Below are 20,523 nucleotides of genomic sequence, written 5' to 3'. Positions count from 1 at the left end.
GGCCATGACACGGTATGGTATGCCGCAGACCTTTTTTGAAAGATATTTCGTGGCCAACTTTTGTCCGCTCATTTTTTTCGATTCATCGGGTAAAAATATCACACCGGACAAAATTCCGGTTGCCGAACGGAAACCCCTGCTCGATGCATGCAATAAGGCACTTCTCCACACGGTCGAATATCTTAAACCCCGGTATGTCGCTGGAATCGGCCGGTTTGCAGAAAGGCAATGTCGTGAAAGCCTGGCCGGCGCCGAGGTCGTTATCGGCAATATTCCGCATCCCAGTCCCGCAAACCCCCGGGCACGAAAGAACTGGGGAAACCTTGCCGAAAAGGCGCTTGAGAAAATGGGGGTGAAAGTGCGCGTTTTGAAATAGTACCTGATGCTGCGGGTACAGACCTTTTTCACGGAACGTTGTTCCTATATCACCTACTTTCGTCGATCATTACCCTTTTTTCTTCCTCACCCTCCAACATCCGGGTAAATATTTCGTACCAGGATAGCTGTTACATAGGCCAGAACGGCTGCTGCGCCACCGGTGAAAAGGGTTTGAATTCCTGAGGCAAATACCGGGCGCTGAAGGATTTTCCCTTTTGTCATTCCGATGCCGAGGAACGTGAGTGCTGTCAGACCCACACTGAAAGGGAGGGGGACCGAAAAAAGGGGAAGAGGAAGCAGAAAAGGGATGAGCGGGATGATACCGATTACCAGAAAGGTTGTAAAGGTAGCAGCTGCCGAAAGGACAGGTTTTTTCCTTTCTTCGCTTACACCGAGTTCTTCATGGAGCATCGTATCGATCCACACCTGCGGATTTGCGGTAATGGTGGCGACAATTTTTTCCAAAATATCGCCCCTAAAACCCTTGATCCGGAATATCGCCCGGATTTCTTCTTTTTCACCTTCAGGAATTTCACTGACCTGTCGTTCTTCCTGGGCTTTCAGCTTTTTAACCTCATCTTTTTGCGCAGTCTGGGCTTCATAATTACTCACCGCCATACTGAAACCATCGGCCAGAAGATTGGCAAGTCCCAGGACAATTGTGACCATGGGCGCAAATCCACCTCCCCGGGCGCCCGCTACAACCGCAAATGTTGTCACCGCACCATCAATGCCGCCCAGAACCGAGTCACTCAGAACGCTCTCTTTTCTGGTGTGGCGTATGCGTTCCTGGACACGTTCCGGTAGATGCTCGCTTTTGAGCTTTTCCTCACGGCTTTTTCGTACCATCGCTGGGTTTCGCTCCTTATTTTATGTAAAGGAAATTGTTTTACTGCCTTTTTCGCTGAAAGTGAACCGTTCGCCGTCCGCTTCAATGGTAACAGGATTTCCCCAGCCCCCCTCAAAGCATATCCGGAGCGATGTTCGGTTGATAGTCAGGTCCATCCAGTGGCTCCGGTATCGTATGCGGAACGATAATTCGTGCAGGTCTTCCGGGAGGTGAGGATTGATATAGAGAACATCGTCTCTCACTTCCACGCCCGAATAGCAGCGCTGCATGATATCGAGTGTCCCGGCCATAGCTGCAAGGTGGATCCCTTCCGGGGTAGTGCCACCCTGGACATCGCGGAAATCACTGACCAGTGCCTTTTCATAAGCTTTCCATGACGAATCACGGTCGGACCGGGCCTGAACCCAGGAAAAAACCAGGCGGCTGAGGGTGGAACCGTGCGATGTCCGGGAACGGTAGTAATCGATTGCGCGCCGTATGAGATCGGGGTCGAATGGATATTCCAGCCGTTCGAAAAGTGAACGAAGTTCGGCAGAGGAGAACAGGTAAAAAAGCATGAGCACATCGGCCTGCTTGCTTGCCTTATAATTGTTTACCGAATCGTTTTCGCTTTCGAGTATACGATCGAGGCGCAGGTTTTCACCATGTTTAGTCCGGTAGGTTACCCAGTCGAGTTCCTTGAGCTGATCATATCCTTCAAACTGAGCGATAATACCGTCTTCCATAAAAGGAACAAACATTTTTCGGCTGACTTCATCCCAAAGCTGAAGCTCTGCAGGTGAGAGCTGGAGATCTTCACAGAGTTCTTCCCGCCGTGGGGTATCAAGAATGTCGAGGGTCTTTAATGCATATTTCAATACCCATACAGCCATGATGTTGGTGTAGGCGTTGTTGTCGATTCCCTGTCTTTCAGATGATGGATATGCCGTATGATATTCATCGGGTCCGATGACGCCTTTTATTTCGTAGCGTTTTTTATCCGGATTATATTCGGCCAGGGAACACCAGAAACGGGCTATTTCGAGAATAAGCTCTGCGCCGAAAAAGTAAAGAAATTCTTTGTCGTCGGTGGTCTGATAATATTGCTGGATCGAATAGGCGATTGCCGCACCTACATGCCGCTGCAAATGGGTAATATCGGATACCCACCGACCCGACAATGGATTAAGATGAATGCTCTGGCTTTCTTCCCTGCCGTCACTGCCGCTCTGCCAGGGAAACATGGCGCCTTTATAGCCTGCTTCGCGAGCGGCATTCCGTGCTGCGTCAAGACGGCGATACCGGTACATGAGCAATGACCGGGTGAGGACCGGAAGACGGTAATTGAGAAAGGGAAATACAAACAGCTCATCCCACATGATATGGCCACGGTACGCTTCCCCATGAAGGCCCCGTGGAGGAATGCCTGTATCCAGATCGATACTGTTGATCGAAATGGTTTGCAGGAGATGGAATGCATGAAGGTGGAGGATTTTTTGTGTCTGTTTATGATCTTCCACACGGTGGTCGAATCGTTCCCACAGATGTTTCCACGCCCTTTTCTGCATGGTATAAAGAGTGTCGATCCGGGGTGCTTTTACCAGTGAGTTGGTCGATTGATAAATCGATTCACTGGTTGCAACATCCCGGGAAGTATGCAGGCTGACCACTTTTTCCACATAAAGAGGATGATTTTTCCGGCACGAGAGAAAAAGATCCTGGGCGATGTACGCTTCTTCCTGGCGGGTTATCCGTTTCGCTGCGGCCGGAGAATCGTCGGCATCGAACACCTCGGTGCGCGCAGCCTGGGCCAGGTGGATATCCGATTGAACCGTACGCACTTTCAGATAGATGATGTTTTCGGTGCTGTAGCCTGTTTTGAGTGGTTGAAGGTGGTTGCCGTTCAGTTGACGGTACCGTGCTACCAGATTGTTGCTGACCCTGCCGTCAAGGGCCGAACGGATAATAATATCACCCGACCAGTTCAGGGGAGTGAGTCGCCAGCGCAGGGATGCCAGATGCCGCTTACCCATATGAATAAAACGCATGCTTTCAATTCTGGTTTTTCTCCCCCTGTCATCCATGAATTCGTGGATATAGGTGAGAGTGCCGGTTTTGAGGTCGAGAATTTGACGGTAGGTTGTCAGTTCAACCGTATCTGGTGAAAACCAGACCTCATCCTCGGTATAACGGAACGTTAAGGGGAGCCAGTTGGGCCAGTTGACCAGATCTTCATTTTCTATGATCTGTCCCCGGACATTGGATTCCAGACGGTTATAGCCGCCTGGTATATAGGTGCCGGGATAATGGATCGAATCGTCGGTCGTACTCTCATGCGCACCCCGGGTGGCAAAATAGCCGTTTCCCAGGGTGCATAACGCCTCCCGTAAAGGCTCTTCTTCAGGATTATACCCTTCATAGATAAGTTGTCGGTCTGTGGTATTGAAATTTTTATCGATAGACTCCATTATGGTGAGATCCTTTGATAGAAAAATAAATAGTTCAGATTCTTATTATACGCAATTATTATGCCTAAACCCTTCTGAAGTAAATTGCCGGGAAGGTCTCCTCCTGTTCTTTTCAAATACGCAAAGTAGATTCCCGATAGTGGGAAAAAGATGAGAGAAGTACTATGATTTTATTTAAACAGGAGAAGTCGCTCCGGTAGACGAAGGCGGTATGCACGATGGTATACTTTTTGCGTGATTGGTGTTATCGGTTGTGAGTAATATTTGCCCAGGGGTTAAGTATTATCCGAGGGGAAAAGTATTTATCACTAACTTTTCGGAAATTGTCCTGTCCCGGCGTCGTGACTGGAATTACTCGCAGCCTGTCAAAAATAGAGGTGGTGTAGGAGATGGGTGTCATACCCGGGTGATCGAAACGCAATTACAAAAAGTAAAAAGGAGTGTTATATGCTGTTCAATAAAAGTGCCATTGTTTCCGTTTTTACGCAATTGCTGCTTAATGAGGGAATGACGGGAGAGTTTACGCGGAAACATTTTGAAGACTGGTTTTATCATGCCGTTGTTGACGAAAAGAATTCCAATCTGACCAGAAATACAAGGATAGAGCGATATCATGTACTGCGGAGCATGTATGAATGTATCCTGAACAACATTAAGCAGGGAAGGGTTTCCCGCAAGGCGGTGGTGAGTGCTATTGACAAACTGATCTCACCGGCTATTCTTGGATATTCCAAAAATACGGTTGGTCAAAGATATACAAAGGAACATAACGTTCCGCCGCCCTATTTCATGGTGCTGAGCCCCACACAGCGTTGCAATCTCAACTGTGCCGGTTGTTATGCATCTTCATTGCCCGGAACGCAGCAGACACTGGAATGGCCCGTCGTCGAGCGGATTATTTCCGAAGCCCACAATCTGATGGGAATGCGGTTTTTTGTCATTTCAGGAGGTGAGCCGCTGCTGTACGAGAGTGAGGGGAAAAAGATTTTCGATCTTGCCGAACAGTTCAACTCCGATGCCTATTTTCTGATGTACACCAATGGAACACTTATCACTAACGATATCGCCCGTCGTCTGGCCGACCTTGGTAATCTCACTCCTGCGGTATCACTTGAAGGTTTCGAAGACCAGACCGACAAGCGCAGGGGTAAAGGAACCTACGGTAAAATCATGAACGCCTTTGAAAAGCTCTGTCACCAGGGCGTGCCTTTCGGTATTTCGGTAACAGTTACCCCTGAAAATATCGATCTGATGCTGTCGGACAGATTCTACGAGTACTGCTTTGATACGCTCGGAGCAACCTATATGTGGATGTTTCATTATATGCCGATCGGACGGGAGTTCGCTCCTCATCACATGATCACGCCGGAGCAGCGGTTTGAACTCTTTAAAAAATGTAAAAAGGTCATCCGGGAGCATCCGTGGTTTATCGCCGATTTCTGGAACAGTGCGCACGCGTCACGGGGATGTATCTCCTGTGCCAAAGGCGGTAACGGGTATTTCTATATCGACTGGAACGGCAATATCATGCCCTGTGTCTTTGTCCCCTATTTCAAGGATAATGTCCGTAATCTCTATGCTCAAAACAAGACCCTGGTTGATGCCCTCTTTTCTGATTTCTTTGCCGGTGGAAGAAGCTGGCAGCAGCGGTATATCGATCGCAAAGAAAATCTGCTCAGGCCCTGTCTGTTCAGAGACCATCATGGCGAATTCATGGACATCGCACAGGGCTGTAATGTAAAGCCCCAGGATGACGCTGCCCGGCATGCGATGGAAGATACCGGCTATCATGCTGCGCTGGAAGATTTCGGGAGTCGTCTCGCCGAATTAACCGATGCCTACTGGCGGGAGTATTTTGTCGAATCCGGAGAAACTTCGGGTGATAACAAAAACAAGGCAGCTGACAGAACATAAACTGTTACGCTGTATTTCCATCCCTTTCCAAAATCTTTGACTCCCTCTTCACCGCACATTGTTTGCAAAAAGAAGAGCTTTTTTCGTCAACTTCGGCCAGGGTCAATGAGAAACGCATGACACAATCGGGGTTATTGCAATGATCGAGACCCCAGTTGTGGCCGAGTTCATGGAGTGCTTCTTTCAGAATACGATTATCAATGGTTTTCGGGTCCGGGCGGCGGCCGGCAATGCCTGCACGAAGGCGGGGGAGTGCAATCAGCGCTTCCCGTCCGCCCCGGGTTGCAAGGCCAAACACAAAATTGAGACTCTCCACATAGCAATCCCCTTCGACAAGACCAAGCACTCGGCCGGTTTCCCGGTTCCGGTATCCACACAGCATATCTAAAAGAGGGCCACCCCGATACTGCCGTCGTCGGGGATTATACGCCTTATCGGGCAGGTCGATCTCTCCCAGAACGACAACACTACCGAACTACCGATATCCCTTTCTTCAAGATCTGTCTTAAGGCGGTTAATCAATTGCCGATCAACCGGTCCCATGCTTACAAGGCCGATATCAGTTTTCATAGAACTCATCCTCAACTTTGACAGTAGTTTATTACATCACCGGATAACGGAATTCGCAATTGTTATACCAATCTTTGAAAGTGGTGGAGTTATTATCGGGCAGAATTAGAAGTCTTCCGGTGATTGGGGCTGCCTTTTTCAAATTCGCAAACATCTTTCTTGAAAATGCGAAAAAAATGGAGAGACCGTGATTTGGGGGTAGGGAACCGATGGTTCCGAATTCAGGGAAAACCGGTGAGGTGATGATGGAATAGAGGGCCGTGGCATAATATTTGCGCTTGCTTCAAGGAAAATACAAGCGCCTTTTTATCAAATACAGACCGGTTATGGGTTTGGTTGTTGTTTTCAGTGATGCGGTAGATAAAAATACGCCGCAGGGTAATCAATTGAAAGGAGATTGTCATAATGCCCGAATTTGTAAATCCGTTCACAGGGTTGGTCCCCGACAGGAAAATCACCACAAGAGAGCTGCTCCGGGGCCTGAGGCTTTCGTTGAGCGCGGAAGAAGAAGCTACACATTTATATGAAGCGCTGGCCGATGCCACCGATAATCCTCTGGCCAAAGCAGTCCTTCAGGATGTCGCCAATGAAGAACGAGTCCATAAAGGCGAATTTCAACGCCTGATCAGTATTCTTGCCGGCGATGAGCAGGGATATATGGAGGAAGGCGCTGAGGAGGTCGATGAGATGAGAGAGAGTCTGAGCAAGGGTGAAAAGCCTGTGGATAATGAAGAATCAAAGGAAGAATCAAAAACGATCCCGACAATCGGGGATCTTAAAAGCAGATCCTAGGAGGCATAGATGAGCGAAAAATTTTTAATGAGAGACGATGCCCCGTTCGGCGATAAGGTATGGGAGCTGATCGACAGGATTGTGGCAAAATCGGCTGAAGCTGAATTGAGCGCCCGGCGCGTGCTGGCAACAATCGGACCCTATGGGCTAGGATTTAAATCACTCCCCTCCGGAGAAAGTCCCCTCGAACGCGACAGCGATGAAGAGACAAGCGTGACCGCCGACTGTTCTATACCGGTCCCGCTGATTTCCACTTCATTCACCATTTCGGCACGGGATATCGATACGTATGAGCGCTATGGATTACCCATGAACATGAGAAATGTTGTTCAGGCTGCTCAGCGGTGTGCTCGTAAGGAAGACCGGCTGCTGTATTACGGATCGCAGAGCCTTGGTTCCAAAGGACTGTTGAATTCGGATGGGGTGCAGTCGGTGAGTCTTAAAGAATGGAAACAGGTTGGAGATGGTGTTCATGATGTCATGAAAGCGATCGAGAAACTCGACAATGCAGGACACCACGGTCCCTATATTCTTGCCCTTGATCCTGCCCGGTATACCGCACTTTTCGAACGGTATCCCCAGGGGAATGTCCTTGAAATAGACCATATGCGTCAGATGCTTGGTGGGAATGTAGTTAAAGCCGCATCAGTTGACCGTGGAGGAGTCCTTCTGGCCGAGGGAATGCAGTATGCCTCAATTATGCTCGGTCAGGATATAATGACCGCTTTTGAAGGACCTGAAGGAAGAAACTATACATTTATTTTATCGGAAAGCCTTGCCTTACGCTTAAATGTCCCATCGGCAGTATGCCGTTTGCAGGCGTCGGGTAAGACGCCCTGAATTTCATCACCATAAAATTTGGAGGTAGTTAATGGAAGCTACAATGGAAACGTACAGTGACCTGTTTCAGAGTGCAGATTGGAAAACCGAAAAACATGTGCCGGTAATCGAAGCTCCCGACAGCGGAAAAAAGAGCGAGTATATTCAGGTAAATGTGACTATCGGTAAAGAAGTTGCTCATCCCAACAAAACTGAGCACCATATCCGATGGATCGGTGTGTACTTTCATCCGGAGGGAAGCAAGTTCCCCTATGAGATCGGCAAGGTTGAATTTGCCGCCCATGGAGCTTCAACTGAAGGTCCCGACACCAGCGGTGTGTATACGCATCATGGTGCATCCGTGAGTTTTAAAGCCGATAAACCCGGTACGATCCTTGCATCGAGTTACTGCAACATTCACGGATTGTGGCAGAATTCAAAGAAAATCGATATTTCGTAAGGTATAACGGTTAAGGTTGATGAAGGGTGTTGGATTTGAGATCACGATTTCAGATCGGGAACCAAAATTGCCGTTTCTGATCCGAATTCGTGATCTCTTATCCTCTCCTTAACTCTATGAAACGATACACCCATGATAGCATGGAGATGAGAGCGTTTTCTATCAACGGGGTTTGCAAATTTTTGAACTGAGACTTTTCACCCTCCAAGGGAGTTTTATCATGGCTAAAGAAATGTATAAATATGTAATAGTAGGCGGCGGTCTGGCCGGTATTTCAGCAGCAAAGGGTATTCGCACCATCGACGCTGAAGGTTCAATCCTTCTGATCGGGGCCGAAAAACACCTTCCTTATCATCGGCCTCCGCTCACTAAATCATTATGGAGCAAGACCAAAAGTATTGATGACATTTTTGTTGAAGATTTTTCGTTTTACGGCGATAAGCAGGTAGCGACAAAGCTTGGCGTTACCATAACGCAATGTGATGCGCAGAATAAAACGATCAGCGACAGTTCCGGAAATCAGGTCGGCTATGAAAAGCTTCTCCTTGCAACAGGAGGTATACCGAAAAAACTGTCCATACCCGGAGGGGATGATCCGGAAATCTGCTATTATCGGTATCTTGACGATTACAAGCGGATTCGCGATCTTGCAAAAGAAGGAACCCGGGTGGTGGTGATCGGCGGTGGATTTATCGGTTCGGAAATTGCGGCATCTCTCAGCCAGCAGAACCTTGCCGTGACTATGGTGTTTCCCGAAGATTACATGTGCGGGCGTGTTTTTCCCGAATCACTGGGTACGACTGTTTTGCGTAAATATCAGGAAAACGGAATCAGGATCGATGCCGGTGATATCCCGACCGCCATTGAACGCAAAGACAAACTCTTCATAACAACTACCAAAAAAGGGAAGCGTTACGAAAGTGAAATCGTCATTGCAGGAATCGGAATCACCCCTGCGATTGCGATAGCTGAAAATGCCGGTCTCGCTCTCGAAAACGGGATAATTGTTAATGGATATTTTCAGACCTCTAATCCGGATATATACGCAGTCGGTGATAATACCAATTTCCACTATCCCGCCCTGAATTCACGCCGTCGGATCGAACATTGGGATGCTGCAATGACCCAGGGCGAGCATGCAGGCAAAAACATGGCTGGCAGTAAGGAACCATTTACTTATCTGCCCTACTTCTTTTCCGATCTCTTTGATTTCGGCTATGAAGCGGTCGGCGAAACCGATCCTTCATTGGAAACAGTCTCCGACTGGCAAAAGGAAAACCAGATCGGTATCATCTACTACCTCAAAGACAATCGGGTAAGGGGTGCCATGATGTGCAATGTATGGAACAAACTCGATGCAGCCCGTGAACTCATCGAATCCCATCAGGAAATGACCGAACCGCAGTTGCAGGAGGCGATTAAGTAGGGTAAGAAAGAATAATGGATAAGGATGGTGGATTAAGGTAATCGACCTGACCGCTCAATGGTATGGCCATTAGGCCATGAACTGATAATTATTTCGGATTTCGAATTTCGGATTTCGAGTTTTCCCCCCAGGAGGTGTTTATGTTGCGCCGAGCAACAGAATTTTTCGGTATTATCGTGCAATGCAGTGATGGAGATGTTGGTACAGTAAAAGATCTCTATTTTGATGAAGAAGAATGGAATATGCGTTATATCGCTATTCAGATTGAAGAGCCCATTGAAGCGCGGACCGCGCTGGTTGCCATTACTGCCCTGGGAAGTTTTGACTGGGATAACAGGATTTTAAAACTGCCCTTAACCCGGGAAAAGGTATATAACAGTCCTGAAACCGATGTTGACTTACCGATCAGCCGGGAGTATGAAATGGCCTTGCATCGGTATTACGAATGGCCCGTCTACTGGGGACAGTCATCGTTTATGGATACCCCGCGAGTGAAGAAAATGGATGAGACAGGAATTCCCTATGAGGACGGTACGAGGGGTGTCGATGAGGAACGGGAGGCGCCCGATGCCTATAATTACGATGAAGGTGATTATGGGGCCGCTCAGACACTTGCTTCCGGTGAACCTGAAGACGAGGAAATGAGAGAGCTGGAATTTGCCGAACCTTCCGAAGAACGCTCCTATTCGGCATCGATTCACAGTGCCGGACGGATCAGGGAGTATACGATTCTTACCACCGATGAACAGGGAGCTGCCTGCAATGATGTTTTAATTGACGACAGCGACTGGTCGGTGCGCTACCTGATCGCAAAACCGCCTCAGAAAGTAAAAGAAAAATATATCCTCCTTCCGGTCGGGCATATAAGCGATTTCCGCTCCGCCACATCCGAAATCGAACTTACCCTGTCGAATGATGACTTGCAGAAATCGCCTGCCTACGATGAAAAAGAAGGTACGGATGTCTATGAGCGCAAACTGTATGCATTCTATGATGAGCGCGGGTTGACCTGAGAGGGTATTATCGTGTACTGAGTTCGTTGATAACATCCACCACACCCATCGAATGACCAGCGATGCTCTGGACGGCAATGCGCTGCTGTCGGTCGGGAATCTTTCCCTGCAATTTGACAATACCGTCGGTTACCGATACCTCAATCTCCCTCTGATCGATTGTTTTGTCTCGCTTGAGCGCCTCGGTTATCGATTGTGCGATCTCCCTGTCGCTCAGGGATCTGCGGGGGTTTACATTGAGATGGTTACCGACCGAAAGAACACCGGTCACATCAAGGACCAGTTCTTCAACCCTCGATTTTTTCCAGTAGGCATCAACTTCACCATTGAGCACGGCCGTTCCTCCACGCATTTCAACGCTGATCCGTTTTGCGTCGATATTGGGGTTCCACAGGAGGGTCCGTTCGATTTCTCTCTGGACCACTTCACCGCTGGGGAGTTCGGTGGTTTGGGGGTATTCGATAGTCAATTCATTGTCTACCGATTTTACGCCTTCAACAACCCAAGCATCGTATTCCGCCGAAGCCCGGGCCAGTGCTGAGGGGACTGAACCTGAAAGACGAACTGTTTCATCGGCTATTTCGACGGTAACGTGCGATGCATCAACACGCTGGTCCCAGTAGAGATGGTCGATAATGCTTCTTTTGATGGTCTCACTTTCCAAGATAAACCTCCCTTTAGAGAAATACATTTTTAAAATATCTACACTGCTTCTACATTGATGCAAAGAATATGCCAACGTCTCACCAAAGGTCGATATTGGTCTGGTTTTTGCTGTTCTTTGTAGATCTACTTAGCTCGGCAGTTCTGTAAAAGCCGGCATTTGGCAAACGATCAGTATCAATGCAAGTGAAAGGTAATCTTCAAATGGCTTCATCCGGCATCCAAATCATCAAAGAAACATCAGCGCTTCTGGTAGTCGATATGCAACCCGATTTTTTGCCCGGAGGCCTTCTGGGAGTTGATGGGGGAGATCAGATTCTGGCCCCTGTCAGTCGTATAATGCAATCTGGGTGGTTTTCTCTTATTGTGGCAACACAGGACTGGCATCCTGAAGGGCATATCTCATTCGCCTCTCGTCACGAAGGAAAAAATCCTCTTGAAAGTATCGAATTGTACGGCCATGAACAAACACTGTGGCCCGACCACTGTGTTCAGGGTAGCAAGGGTGCCGACATGCATCCTGAGCTTCCCTGGAACAATGTATTGGCATTTATTCGCAAAGGTGAGAATCCGGCGGTGGATTCTTACAGCGGATTTCGCAATAACTGGGCTCCCAATGGCTCCCGTCCCAAAACAGGACTGGCCGGCTACCTGCGTGAACGGGGTATCGAGACAGTCTATATTTGCGGACTTGCCCGTGATGTCTGCGTACGCTGGACTTCCGAGGATGCTGCCGATGAAGGCTTTGCTACCGTGTTGTTATGGGACTTAAGCCGCTCGGTTAACCCGCAGGCTGATAATCAGTTGCAAAAGGAGCTTAAACACAAAAAGGTAACTATCGTTGAATCCTCGACGCTGGAACTCTGATCCTGCGTCGTTTATTATCACTTCATAAAAAGGAGGAAGAAAATGCATTTCTTGGAAAAAGGTGTTTTTTCGGCAGTAACAATCGCTCTGTTTTTTACCGCTTGTGATGAAGGCACGCCGCAAGGAGGCGCCGCCGAATCTCAGGCTGCTCAAACAATGTCACCCGAGGTAATGTCTGCGGTCGCTGTCCTTCACCCGACCGAAGGCAATGATGTCCGCAGCACGGTGCAATTCGAGAAGATCAACAACGCGATTCGGGTACAGGGCGAGGTTACCGGATTAGAACCCGGCAAACATGGCTTTCATGTGCATGAATATGGCGACTGTTCTGCCGATGATGCTACTTCTGCCGGAGGACACTACGCACCGCGCGGAATGCCCCACGGCGCTCCTACCGATTCTCTCCGGCATGTGGGCGACCTTGGCAATATCGAGGCAAACCAGCAGGGAATGGCAACGTTTGAGTTTATCGATTCGGTCATCGCACTGAACGGAGAATATTCCATTATTGGACGGGCACTCGTGGTCCATGTCAATCCCGATGACCTGGAATCACAGCCCACCGGTAATGCCGGCCCCCGTGTGGCCTGCGGCGTTATCGGTATCGCAGAAACAAAAACGGAATAAGTCCATGAATACACCTTTTTTTCATTGTGCAAATTGTGCACCGTTATTGTATCTGTGGTGCCGAGTACGTAACAGAAAGAGCTTACTATGTTTCCGCTTCGAGACGATAACCCGACAATCCATACCCCGGTCATTACTTATGTGATTATCGGAATCAATGCGGCCGTATGGATACTGATTCAGGGGCTGGGTACACAACCAGCCCTTATCAAATCGGTATGTAACTACGGGCTCATTCCCGGTGAACTTCTCGGCACGGTCCCGGCAGGAACTCAGATTCCTATCAGCAAAGGGGTGGCCTGTACGATCGACCGTTCTCCCGACTGGTTTACTCTTGTTTCCTCGATGTTTATGCATGGTGGATGGCTTCACATTATCGGCAACATGTGGTTTCTGTGGGTATTTGGTGATAATATTGAAGATACCTTTGGTAAGGTTAAATACATTATTGTTTATCTTCTTTCGGGTCTTGTCGCCGCCGGCGCGCAGATTATGATAAATCCATCAAGCACTATCCCCATGGTAGGGGCATCAGGAGCAATAGGAGGTATTATGGGCGCCTATGCCGTACTCTTTCCCCGTGCGCGGGTCGAAATGCTTGTGTTCCTGGGATTTTTTATAACCCGTATCGATGTGCCGGCCATTTTTATGCTCGGATACTGGTTTTTTATCCAACTTATCTCCGCACTGCCCACAATCGGCACCGCCACCGGTGGTGTTGCTTTCTGGGCTCATATCGGGGGGTTCCTCGCCGGAATCGCATCAGTCTATGTTCTCGGAATCAAACAAAAGCAAAAACAAGATCGCGGATAACCACGGGACAGCTCATTGTCTCCTCTCGAGGGTGTCCAGCGAAGCGGGGCTTCCGCTTACTTACGACGCAGTTCATCCTCATGCTCTTTACACATTGTCCCATATATCCGTAATCGTCCTGCTGGTAGCTTCGATGTCGGCCCAGAGGCGGGCTCGGTGTTTGGAGGCACGGTGTTCTATGCCGTGGGGAATATCCTGATAGAGCACCGATGACTCCGGGAGAACTTTTCCATTTCGCATAACGGACTCATACATGCAAGTGCAGAGTATACGGATATAGTCTTCCGAAGCCCGGCTTTTTCCGAATTCGAATTTAATTATTTTCTCCCTGTTACCTTCACGCACGTGCATGTCGGGATAGAATGCAACAATGATATCATCGAGCATAAGATGAAAGTTCATGCTATCGAGGAGTTCATAGTTCCTGTTGCCGAAGTTTTGGGCATAGGACCTGAGAACATCGGCATTGTGCAGGAGACGGGATTGGGTATTGCCGATGTTTCCCGATGCAAGGCGTTGGAGATGTTCCCCCTGCATGTGCAGCCAGCCGGGTTCTTCCCCAAGACGGTGAAAAGCTTTGATCGTATAACGGCATTCTTCATAGTAAATGATCCTCACACCCGGTTCGCCGGGCCGGGGGTGCTTGTAGGAACTGAGAAGCTTCCGTTGTGTCCGGGGCGAGGCGGTTACGAGATTTACAAACCCCTTAAGTGAAAATGTCTTGGGATATCTTTCGGGCGCAATAAACCGCTCCTCGGCAGCCGGGGACTTCACGATCTGTGGAAATGAAAGATGACCTGGTTGTCGTTGCTGCATAGTGCCTTCCTTTCTGAAATCGGCGTTCCTTACTCCTGCAAACAGTATGCCGGTTTCGTGGTTTTCCACTTTAAAAAAGGGTGAAAGAGTGGAGTCGGCGGATTTCCGCTTTCGCAAATGAATCGCAGGAACGCAAAACAACTTTTAGTAAAGGGGAAATCGGCAGTGAAATATGAGCGTATGGGTGTGGCATATACTTTGCGTTTTACGAAACTGTAATGGAGAGTATTTGCAATCACCAAGGAGTCGGCTCTTGCAGGGGGAGTCCATGTTTCCAATTCGCGATAATAATCCGACTTTAAAGAAGCCGATTGTGACGTGGATAATCATTGGTATCAATTGTTTTATATGGGGTGCGGTTCAGCGGTTCGGCGCCCATCCATTTCTCATAAAATCAATATGCAATTTTGGTCTCATTCCCGGAGAGCTTCTGGGTACCGCCGCTCCCGGGACAATCATTCCGGTCAGCAGAACGTTTGGATGCATGATCGGAGAGTCGCCCAACTGGTCCACCCTTTTTTCATCCATGTTTCTCCATGCGGGATGGCTTCATATAATCAGTAACATGTGGTTTCTGTGGATATTCGGGGATAATGTTGAAGATGCTTTTGGGCGGTTTAAATTCATACTGGTCTATCTTCTCTCCGGTCTTATCGCCGCGGCCGCGCAATTGACAATCACTCCATCGAGTGTTGTTCCCATGGTGGGCGCTTCGGGTGCAATAGGAGGGGTAATGGGGGCCTATGCGATACTCTATCCCCGGGCCAAAATAGAAATTTTGATTTTTCTGGGATTTTATGTTGCCCGTATCGATATCCCTGCCATTTTCGTTTTGGGATACTGGTTTATGCTCCAGCTCTTTTCTGCACTGCCGACAATCGGGATGGACGGCGGCGGGGGCGTGGCGTTCTGGGCCCATATCGGCGGATTTCTGATGGGTATCGCAACCGTAAACTTTTTCCGTGTCAGGCCCCGGCCCCGGAGAAAATGGCAATAGGAGCAGGTACCAACCTGTTCCGGTCGAGCGGGAAGGAGAAACCTATGACTTGAACAGCACATCAACCATAAGGAAGAGCGTATGCACACGATATCGAAACCATCAGCCAGTCTTCCTCAATCAATCCTTGCTCATTGGCTTCCTGAAATTTTTATTCTGTTCTTCCTGTTCCAGAATGTCCTGTCGGCTCATGGTGGTTGTGACGGCGAGTGGAGTGTTGAAAAAATTACCTTTACCGGCAATTCAGTACTGGGGAGACAGCAGTTGTTGAAACATATGACAACACTGCCATCGCGATTCTGGAAATGCCGCCGGTTTTCCTTTCTGCAGCTGATGGATGACCTCGATTCGATTAAAGCGGTATATTACGACCGGGGATATCTCGATGCCGACATTCGACTGGATACGATATACCGTGATACTTCCGAAATGGAAGTGGCGATTACAATTGCGATCGAGGAGAATTCCCGGATCGCCGTTGATTCGCTATGGGTGAGCGGTAATACCCTTTTTCCCGATTCGGTACTGAAGCAGCAGTTTGAGGTAACGACGGGTGATTTGTTGGTCCCCTCGGAGCTTCGTGACGATGCCGGACGGTTGCGTGAATTTTATACCGGTGAAGGCTATCTCTTTGCAGAGGTGGACCATTATTTCGAACGCATGCCCGGGGATGAGGGGGGCACGGTTGTTTTTGCCGTCGAACCGGGACCAATCGTGCGTGCGGGAACAATCGATATCACCGGCCTCAATAAAGTACGGCCTTCAGTGATCGACCGCAGCCTGTTGTTTGAGCCCGGTGATACATTAACTTCCGAAAAGCTGGAACAGTCGCAGCGGCGGCTGAATACAACCGGCCTGTTCGACTGGATTGCCGTCGAAGCAGAAGACACCCTGGTTGCTCCCTACAGGGTCGATATCGTGTATGCTCCGGTGTATGTTGAGCTGGAAGAGACCGAGATGCTGAAATACCGTCTCAGCGGGGGATGGGAGCAGTTTGCAGGATACGGTGTCACCGGAGCCATCCTCTATGCCAATCTCTTCGGCAGAGGACACGCGATCGCTCTGAATATCGATGCGGCCACCGAATTTCAGAATCTTCAGCTCCAGTACTCCTTTCCCCTTCTCACGGTACCGTTTTTTCTGGTCGATATCGAATTATTTCTGGGGCGGCGGGACAGGATCAACTACGAAGGCGCCTTTACCGGCGGCCGTATCGGGATGAGTATGTATCCTGCACAACGGACTCGATTGCAGTGGTGGACACGATTTGAGAATGGAAACAGTATCGACCCCGCGGGACCCGCGGATATACAGAGTGTCAATCGATTTCTGGCTGTGGGAACAGGAATCGATTTCGAGTCCCGCCGCACTACCGTGGGATTCGCCCGTTCGGGATTGGCTCTTCAGATGGATACTGAACTTGCCGGACCGTTGAAAGATGAAAGCAGCGGGTTCTGGAAAAGCTGGATTGATGCCCAGTCGTTTATGCCGCTTTTTCGATCATCATGGACCCTTATATCACGTGTCAATTCCGGAATCGCTCTGTCCGCTTTTACCGCTTCCGATAGAATACCAACCCAGGAACGGTTTGTCATAGGCCAGAACCGGATCCGTACTGTCAGAGGATATGATCGTGAGGATCTCTCGCCGAAAAACGAGACGGGTAATGTGGTAGGGGGTAATCTTGCACTGGTCGTTACCCCCGTGGAGATTGCTTTTCCTATTTACAAATGGGTTCGAGGCGCGGTTTTCGGCGATGTCGGCTATGTCTGGCCCAAAGTCGATTCTTTTTCTCCCGGCGATATGCAGTGGGGTGTCGGAGCTGGGATACGGGTAACCCTGGCCATGGGCACGGTCGGGTTGGACTATGGTGTGCCACTCAACGATGAAAAGGATGGAATGATTCATTTATCGGTTGATGTCCCGGTTATTCGGTGATACTCAGGAGATGTAATGATTTCCGGCACGATTGGCACATCAATTGCTTTAATGATAGTATGCAGGCACTAATATGCAGGCATTATTGTAAACTAAACGAAGGGAGGTCTCCATGAAATGGAGTAAAGCAATTTATGCTGGAGTCCTGGGTGGTTTGGTAATGACCATCATCCTGGCTATAGTACGTGCCATTGATATCCCGGTAAATTTGAGTATGTTGCTTGGTACCCTGTTCGGACTTGAGCCGAGTGTCGGTACATGGATCGTTGGATTTATCGTTCACCTGGTCATCTCCGGGCTCATTGCTCTGGGTTATGGATGGGCATTTGAGCATGCCGTTCATCATGCGGGTACCTGGACCGGGGCTGCACTTTCGGGAATTCATATTATTCTCGGCGGGCTGCTTTTGGGCGTGATACCGGCACTCCATCCGATGGTCCCCGGAACAATGAATGCGCCGGGAATATTCATGTCCAATCTGGGAACTGTTGGAGTTGTCGCCTTTATCGTTCTCCATGTCATTTACGGCATGATCGTGGGTGGTTTGTATGGTGAAGTACTCCATAAGGCTCCTGCTGCAGGACGAGCGCCGGAAGCGCATGCACCTGCACGGTAAGGATGATAAGCACGGGGCAGGCCCGCAGTATCGATTTTCATGCCGCGGATGTCTACCTCGAGGCTTATCAAGGAAATAACTTTTTTGATCGCTCCGGTTTGTGAAAACAGGAAAAAAGGAAATGTTGACACATGGTATCACGAAGCAGGAACGGTATGAGATTATGTGAATGATACTCGATTTGAAAATGGGACATGCCGTTTAAAGGAAGGAATAATGATGATGATAAGCGCTGAAAACATCAACGGGTCGGCACGAGTACCGGATGATGAAGAGCTGATGTTCGAGCTTCTCGAAGAAAAGCCGCTCTCCGTGGATATTGTGTCGGCATTTGCAGGCGATCGTGAACTTAATCATGATGAAATGGCGGAGATCGAGCGAAAACGGGATGAACAGGGGATAGTCTTTTTCTCCGAACTTCTCTATGCGGTTACTCACCAGGTATTCCGGCCCGAGACGGCAAAAGATCTCTGGTACAGAATTCTGCGACATAAATACGAGATGTCGACACTGGTCCGCAGGAATATTAAAATTACAGTCGCAGCACTCGACTATCTCTCCAACGTCTCTAATTTGGTCGGCTCCGCCACATTTGTCAGCGAACAACAGTTTAGAGATTTCGTACGGCTTTCCAGTCACGATGGACTTACGGGGCTTTACAATCATTCGTATTGTTTTCAGCGCCTCGATATCGAAATGAAACGGTATGACCGCTATGGTGATACCGTTTCATTGATGATGATTGATATTGACAATTTCAAGCAATTGAACGATCAGTACGGTCATCCAGAGGGAGATATTGTCTTGTGTAAACTGGGGCGATTCCTCGATGCCGAGACCCGGGAATGTGATACCTGCTGCCGGTATGGAGGAGAAGAATTTGTGGTTATCCTTCCCTCAACCGATATCCTTCATGCCGCAGCCCTGGCCCGACGGCTCCGTGAGCGGGTGGAAGAAAATTTAAGTAATCACCCCTCTATTACTATCAGTATCGGTGTTGCCTCCTGCGGCAACGGTATTACCTCCTCCGATGCCCTGGTTAAAAAGGCCGATGTCGCCTTGTATAAAGCCAAGCGGGAGGGGAGGAATATGGTGGTGGTGAGTTCGTGAAAAAATAAATATTGAAGGGGTTATTCCCCTTATTTTACACTATATCAACAAAGCGCATAAAATAAAATCCCCAGCTTTGCAGAATGCAGATTATGCTTTCGGTAGCATCGGGAATCCAGCTCCGGTTGTATTTCGGACGAGAATCTTTATTCCGAAAGACTTTTCCATCATGAAGGACGATGATTCCGCCATTCTGATAAATAATACCATCAATATTCCTTCTAATAACCGTATCCATGTTCTTGCCGATTAATGAAAAGTGTGCCTTAATATTGTGCTTTTTTAATGTAGATAGCAGCCGCTCGGTGGTTGAGTTTTCGCTATTCGGGCCGTCATCAAAGGTCAAAATAACTGCTTTGGGAGGCAGTCGAAGTTGAGCATTTGATCGAATAATCGTAGCGGAGCCCAGGAAAGGAGCCAATTTAATCTGCGCTTCAATAAAAGATAAAAATGACATACGATAATTTCCATGGTGATAAATAATCGTTTTTGCTTATGCTCATATTCCTGCTTATACCGTTATGCTGATATAAATACTCTTTAGCAATTTATAGACCACTATTGCAGAGAGTAAACTGAATTATGAATGGGGATGAGGCTTGATATACATGTAATAATATGGAAGGGGTTTCCACCCCTTGAACCCCACGTTGAAAATGCTTTTTAATAGCTATGCGCCCTGTGGCGCATAGGAAGAATGGTTTGGGCGGGAATTTTTGGGATACAGTACTACCGAATAAATACTGTACGGTTGCTGCTAAAGATCAAATATTTCCTGCCTTATGATAATAAAACCGGAAAAGTCACAACTCCAATGTTTAATTAATTAGAACCTGTAATTGATTTCAAAGCCGCTTGCAACAAGTTCTTTGCTTAGTGCCGGTGTAATTGAAACAGCGATTTTCCTGTGCGGCGTATATTGGATATTAAAGGGAGAGAGCTCAAATCCAAAATCTGAACGTATATAGTTGTTCTTTTTATTAGAAGCAAACTTATAAATGGAATCCCGGGAATGCAGAGCGTTTCGAAGTGCTTTATTAGTATGGAAATTCCCGAGATAAATCCCTGATTTGGTATTTCCAAATGATTTTTCTGCGGCAATAAATGGTTCTAAAGAACTAAAAATGCCGCTAACATTATCATACATCGTAGGAGGGTGCCATACATAATTGGGACTGTTATTATGATTTTTTAAGAAGCCTGTTGCAATATTCAGAACAGAAGAATCATTACGGTAGCCTGGATATCGAACCGAAGAAGAAAATCGAGCAATTGAATCACACAGGTTTAATCCCGGTGGAACGATTGTATCCAATTGAGTCATTGCGTATTCAGCATTAGCAGGCAACAAAAGAAAGGCAAATACCAGTGGGGCAATAATAAAATATTTTATACTCATAATAAAAT

The 20,523-nt window shown here is 48.2% G+C and carries 22 protein-coding genes; 14 read left to right on the top strand and 8 right to left on the bottom strand.

Going from position 1 to position 20,523, the window contains the following annotated elements:
- Positions 1-376: single-stranded DNA-binding protein (locus GF401_12635; protein ID MBD3345902.1), on the top strand; the 376-nt coding region annotated here is incomplete at its 5' end.
- A gap of 86 nt (positions 377-462) precedes the next feature.
- Here the strand turns inward: GF401_12635 and GF401_12630 are convergent.
- Positions 463-1,227 (bottom strand): hypothetical protein, encoded by a 765-nt coding sequence (locus GF401_12630; protein ID MBD3345901.1) that lies wholly within the window; start codon positions 1,225-1,227, stop codon positions 463-465.
- A gap of 21 nt (positions 1,228-1,248) precedes the next feature.
- The gene (locus GF401_12625; GenBank protein MBD3345900.1) at positions 1,249-3,675 is read right to left on the bottom strand and encodes a glycoside hydrolase family 65 protein; all 2,427 of its coding nucleotides are present in this window, start codon (positions 3,673-3,675) and stop codon (positions 1,249-1,251) included.
- Positions 3,676-4,122: 447 nt separating this feature from the next.
- Between GF401_12625 and GF401_12620 the strand changes: the two genes are divergently transcribed.
- Positions 4,123-5,589, top strand: a complete 1,467-nt coding sequence (locus GF401_12620) for a radical SAM protein (protein ID MBD3345899.1) — start codon at positions 4,123-4,125, stop codon at positions 5,587-5,589.
- A 4-nt stretch (positions 5,590-5,593) separates the two neighbouring features.
- Here GF401_12620 and GF401_12615 read toward each other — a convergent pair whose 3' ends face one another.
- Both GF401_12615 and GF401_12610 read right to left on the bottom strand, forming a co-directional pair.
- Entirely contained in the window at positions 5,594-6,046 is a 453-nt protein-coding gene (locus GF401_12615; protein ID MBD3345898.1) for an archaemetzincin family Zn-dependent metalloprotease, read from the bottom strand.
- The gene (locus tag GF401_12610; GenBank protein ID MBD3345897.1) at positions 5,974-6,159 is read right to left on the bottom strand and encodes a hypothetical protein; all 186 of its coding nucleotides are present in this window, start codon (positions 6,157-6,159) and stop codon (positions 5,974-5,976) included. The genes GF401_12615 and GF401_12610 overlap by 73 nt, the downstream gene beginning before the upstream one ends.
- 405 nt (positions 6,160-6,564) lie before the next feature.
- On the opposite strand from GF401_12610, the gene GF401_12605 reads away from it, so the two are divergent.
- From GF401_12605 to GF401_12585, 5 genes are all read left to right on the top strand, one after another.
- Positions 6,565-6,951, top strand: coding sequence for a Rubrerythrin (locus GF401_12605; protein MBD3345896.1), 387 nt, complete (start codon positions 6,565-6,567; stop codon positions 6,949-6,951).
- Between the two features lie 9 nt (positions 6,952-6,960).
- Complete coding sequence (locus GF401_12600; protein MBD3345895.1) at positions 6,961-7,791, top strand: DUF2184 domain-containing protein; 831 nt, start codon at positions 6,961-6,963, stop codon at positions 7,789-7,791.
- 43 nt (positions 7,792-7,834) lie between these two features.
- Positions 7,835-8,230 carry a Neelaredoxin gene (locus GF401_12595; protein ID MBD3345894.1) on the top strand — a complete coding sequence of 132 codons (396 nt, stop codon included), beginning with the start codon at positions 7,835-7,837 and terminating at the stop codon, positions 8,228-8,230.
- Positions 8,231-8,450: 220 nt separating this feature from the next.
- A complete protein-coding gene (locus tag GF401_12590) occupies positions 8,451-9,656 on the top strand; it encodes an NAD(P)/FAD-dependent oxidoreductase (protein MBD3345893.1) in 1,206 nt (401 codons plus the stop codon).
- Positions 9,657-9,796: 140 nt separating this feature from the next.
- Positions 9,797-10,669, top strand: coding sequence for a hypothetical protein (locus GF401_12585; GenBank protein MBD3345892.1), 873 nt, complete (start codon positions 9,797-9,799; stop codon positions 10,667-10,669).
- Between the two features lie 7 nt (positions 10,670-10,676).
- Here GF401_12585 and GF401_12580 read toward each other — a convergent pair whose 3' ends face one another.
- Positions 10,677-11,360, bottom strand: a complete 684-nt coding sequence (locus GF401_12580) for a BON domain-containing protein (GenBank protein ID MBD3345891.1) — start codon at positions 11,358-11,360, stop codon at positions 10,677-10,679.
- A 176-nt stretch (positions 11,361-11,536) separates the two neighbouring features.
- Between GF401_12580 and GF401_12575 the strand changes: the two genes are divergently transcribed.
- The 3 genes from GF401_12575 to GF401_12565 all read left to right on the top strand — a co-directional run bounded on the left by GF401_12575 (position 11,537) and on the right by GF401_12565 (position 13,639).
- Positions 11,537-12,199 carry an isochorismatase family protein gene (locus GF401_12575; protein ID MBD3345890.1) on the top strand — a complete coding sequence of 221 codons (663 nt, stop codon included), beginning with the start codon at positions 11,537-11,539 and terminating at the stop codon, positions 12,197-12,199.
- A 156-nt stretch (positions 12,200-12,355) separates the two neighbouring features.
- Complete coding sequence (locus GF401_12570) at positions 12,356-12,826, top strand: superoxide dismutase family protein (protein ID MBD3345889.1); 471 nt, start codon at positions 12,356-12,358, stop codon at positions 12,824-12,826.
- An 87-nt stretch (positions 12,827-12,913) separates the two neighbouring features.
- Positions 12,914-13,639 (top strand): rhomboid family intramembrane serine protease, encoded by a 726-nt coding sequence (locus GF401_12565; protein MBD3345888.1) that lies wholly within the window; start codon positions 12,914-12,916, stop codon positions 13,637-13,639.
- Between the two features lie 87 nt (positions 13,640-13,726).
- On the opposite strand, the gene GF401_12560 is transcribed toward GF401_12565, so the two are convergent.
- Positions 13,727-14,572: a hypothetical protein gene (locus GF401_12560; protein MBD3345887.1), complete on the bottom strand. Its 846-nt coding sequence runs from the start codon at positions 14,570-14,572 to the stop codon at positions 13,727-13,729.
- 55 nt (positions 14,573-14,627) lie between these two features.
- Between GF401_12560 and GF401_12555 the strand changes: the two genes are divergently transcribed.
- The 4 genes from GF401_12555 (at position 14,628) to GF401_12540 (ending at position 19,116) form a co-directional block, all read left to right on the top strand.
- Positions 14,628-15,452 carry a rhomboid family intramembrane serine protease gene (locus tag GF401_12555; GenBank protein ID MBD3345886.1) on the top strand — a complete coding sequence of 275 codons (825 nt, stop codon included), beginning with the start codon at positions 14,628-14,630 and terminating at the stop codon, positions 15,450-15,452.
- Positions 15,453-15,533: 81 nt separating this feature from the next.
- Entirely contained in the window at positions 15,534-17,390 is a 1,857-nt protein-coding gene (locus GF401_12550) for a BamA/TamA family outer membrane protein (protein ID MBD3345885.1), read from the top strand.
- A gap of 112 nt (positions 17,391-17,502) precedes the next feature.
- Positions 17,503-18,006 carry a hypothetical protein gene (locus GF401_12545; GenBank protein ID MBD3345884.1) on the top strand — a complete coding sequence of 168 codons (504 nt, stop codon included), beginning with the start codon at positions 17,503-17,505 and terminating at the stop codon, positions 18,004-18,006.
- Positions 18,007-18,222: 216 nt separating this feature from the next.
- Positions 18,223-19,116 (top strand): diguanylate cyclase, encoded by an 894-nt coding sequence (locus tag GF401_12540; protein MBD3345883.1) that lies wholly within the window; start codon positions 18,223-18,225, stop codon positions 19,114-19,116.
- Between the two features lie 34 nt (positions 19,117-19,150).
- Here the strand turns inward: GF401_12540 and GF401_12535 are convergent, their stop codons facing one another.
- The gene (locus GF401_12535; GenBank protein ID MBD3345882.1) at positions 19,151-19,573 is read right to left on the bottom strand and encodes a polysaccharide deacetylase family protein; all 423 of its coding nucleotides are present in this window, start codon (positions 19,571-19,573) and stop codon (positions 19,151-19,153) included.
- 369 nt (positions 19,574-19,942) lie between these two features.
- The gene (locus GF401_12530) at positions 19,943-20,515 is read right to left on the bottom strand and encodes a hypothetical protein (GenBank protein MBD3345881.1); all 573 of its coding nucleotides are present in this window, start codon (positions 20,513-20,515) and stop codon (positions 19,943-19,945) included.
- Between the last annotated feature and the right edge of the window lie 8 nt (positions 20,516-20,523).

The sequence above is a fragment of the Chitinivibrionales bacterium genome, from assembly GCA_014728215.1.
Taxonomy (GTDB): Bacteria; Fibrobacterota; Chitinivibrionia; order Chitinivibrionales; family WJKA01; genus WJKA01.
This window is presented reverse-complemented; position numbering and strand designations above follow the sequence as displayed.

Excerpts from the sequence above, each read along its gene's own strand:
- GF401_12630 (MBD3345901.1), bottom strand. The coding sequence starts at position 1,227 with ATGGTACGAAAAAGCCGTGAGGAAAAGCTCAAAAGCGAGCATCTACCG.
- GF401_12625 (MBD3345900.1), bottom strand. The coding sequence starts at position 3,675 with ATGGAGTCTATCGATAAAAATTTCAATACCACAGACCGACAACTTATC.
- GF401_12620 (MBD3345899.1), top strand. The coding sequence starts at position 4,123 with ATGCTGTTCAATAAAAGTGCCATTGTTTCCGTTTTTACGCAATTGCTG.
- GF401_12610 (MBD3345897.1), bottom strand. The coding sequence starts at position 6,159 with ATGAAAACTGATATCGGCCTTGTAAGCATGGGACCGGTTGATCGGCAA.
- GF401_12605 (MBD3345896.1), top strand. The coding sequence starts at position 6,565 with ATGCCCGAATTTGTAAATCCGTTCACAGGGTTGGTCCCCGACAGGAAA.
- GF401_12600 (MBD3345895.1), top strand. The coding sequence starts at position 6,961 with ATGAGCGAAAAATTTTTAATGAGAGACGATGCCCCGTTCGGCGATAAG.
- GF401_12595 (MBD3345894.1), top strand. The coding sequence starts at position 7,835 with ATGGAAACGTACAGTGACCTGTTTCAGAGTGCAGATTGGAAAACCGAA.
- GF401_12590 (MBD3345893.1), top strand. The coding sequence starts at position 8,451 with ATGGCTAAAGAAATGTATAAATATGTAATAGTAGGCGGCGGTCTGGCC.
- GF401_12585 (MBD3345892.1), top strand. The coding sequence starts at position 9,797 with ATGTTGCGCCGAGCAACAGAATTTTTCGGTATTATCGTGCAATGCAGT.
- GF401_12580 (MBD3345891.1), bottom strand. The coding sequence starts at position 11,360 with ATGTATTTCTCTAAAGGGAGGTTTATCTTGGAAAGTGAGACCATCAAA.
- GF401_12575 (MBD3345890.1), top strand. The coding sequence starts at position 11,537 with ATGGCTTCATCCGGCATCCAAATCATCAAAGAAACATCAGCGCTTCTG.
- GF401_12570 (MBD3345889.1), top strand. The coding sequence starts at position 12,356 with ATGTCACCCGAGGTAATGTCTGCGGTCGCTGTCCTTCACCCGACCGAA.
- GF401_12565 (MBD3345888.1), top strand. The coding sequence starts at position 12,914 with ATGTTTCCGCTTCGAGACGATAACCCGACAATCCATACCCCGGTCATT.
- GF401_12555 (MBD3345886.1), top strand. The coding sequence starts at position 14,628 with ATGAGCGTATGGGTGTGGCATATACTTTGCGTTTTACGAAACTGTAAT.
- GF401_12550 (MBD3345885.1), top strand. The coding sequence starts at position 15,534 with ATGCACACGATATCGAAACCATCAGCCAGTCTTCCTCAATCAATCCTT.
- GF401_12545 (MBD3345884.1), top strand. The coding sequence starts at position 17,503 with ATGAAATGGAGTAAAGCAATTTATGCTGGAGTCCTGGGTGGTTTGGTA.
- GF401_12540 (MBD3345883.1), top strand. The coding sequence starts at position 18,223 with ATGATGATGATAAGCGCTGAAAACATCAACGGGTCGGCACGAGTACCG.
- GF401_12535 (MBD3345882.1), bottom strand. The coding sequence starts at position 19,573 with ATGTCATTTTTATCTTTTATTGAAGCGCAGATTAAATTGGCTCCTTTC.
- GF401_12530 (MBD3345881.1), bottom strand. The coding sequence starts at position 20,515 with ATGAGTATAAAATATTTTATTATTGCCCCACTGGTATTTGCCTTTCTT.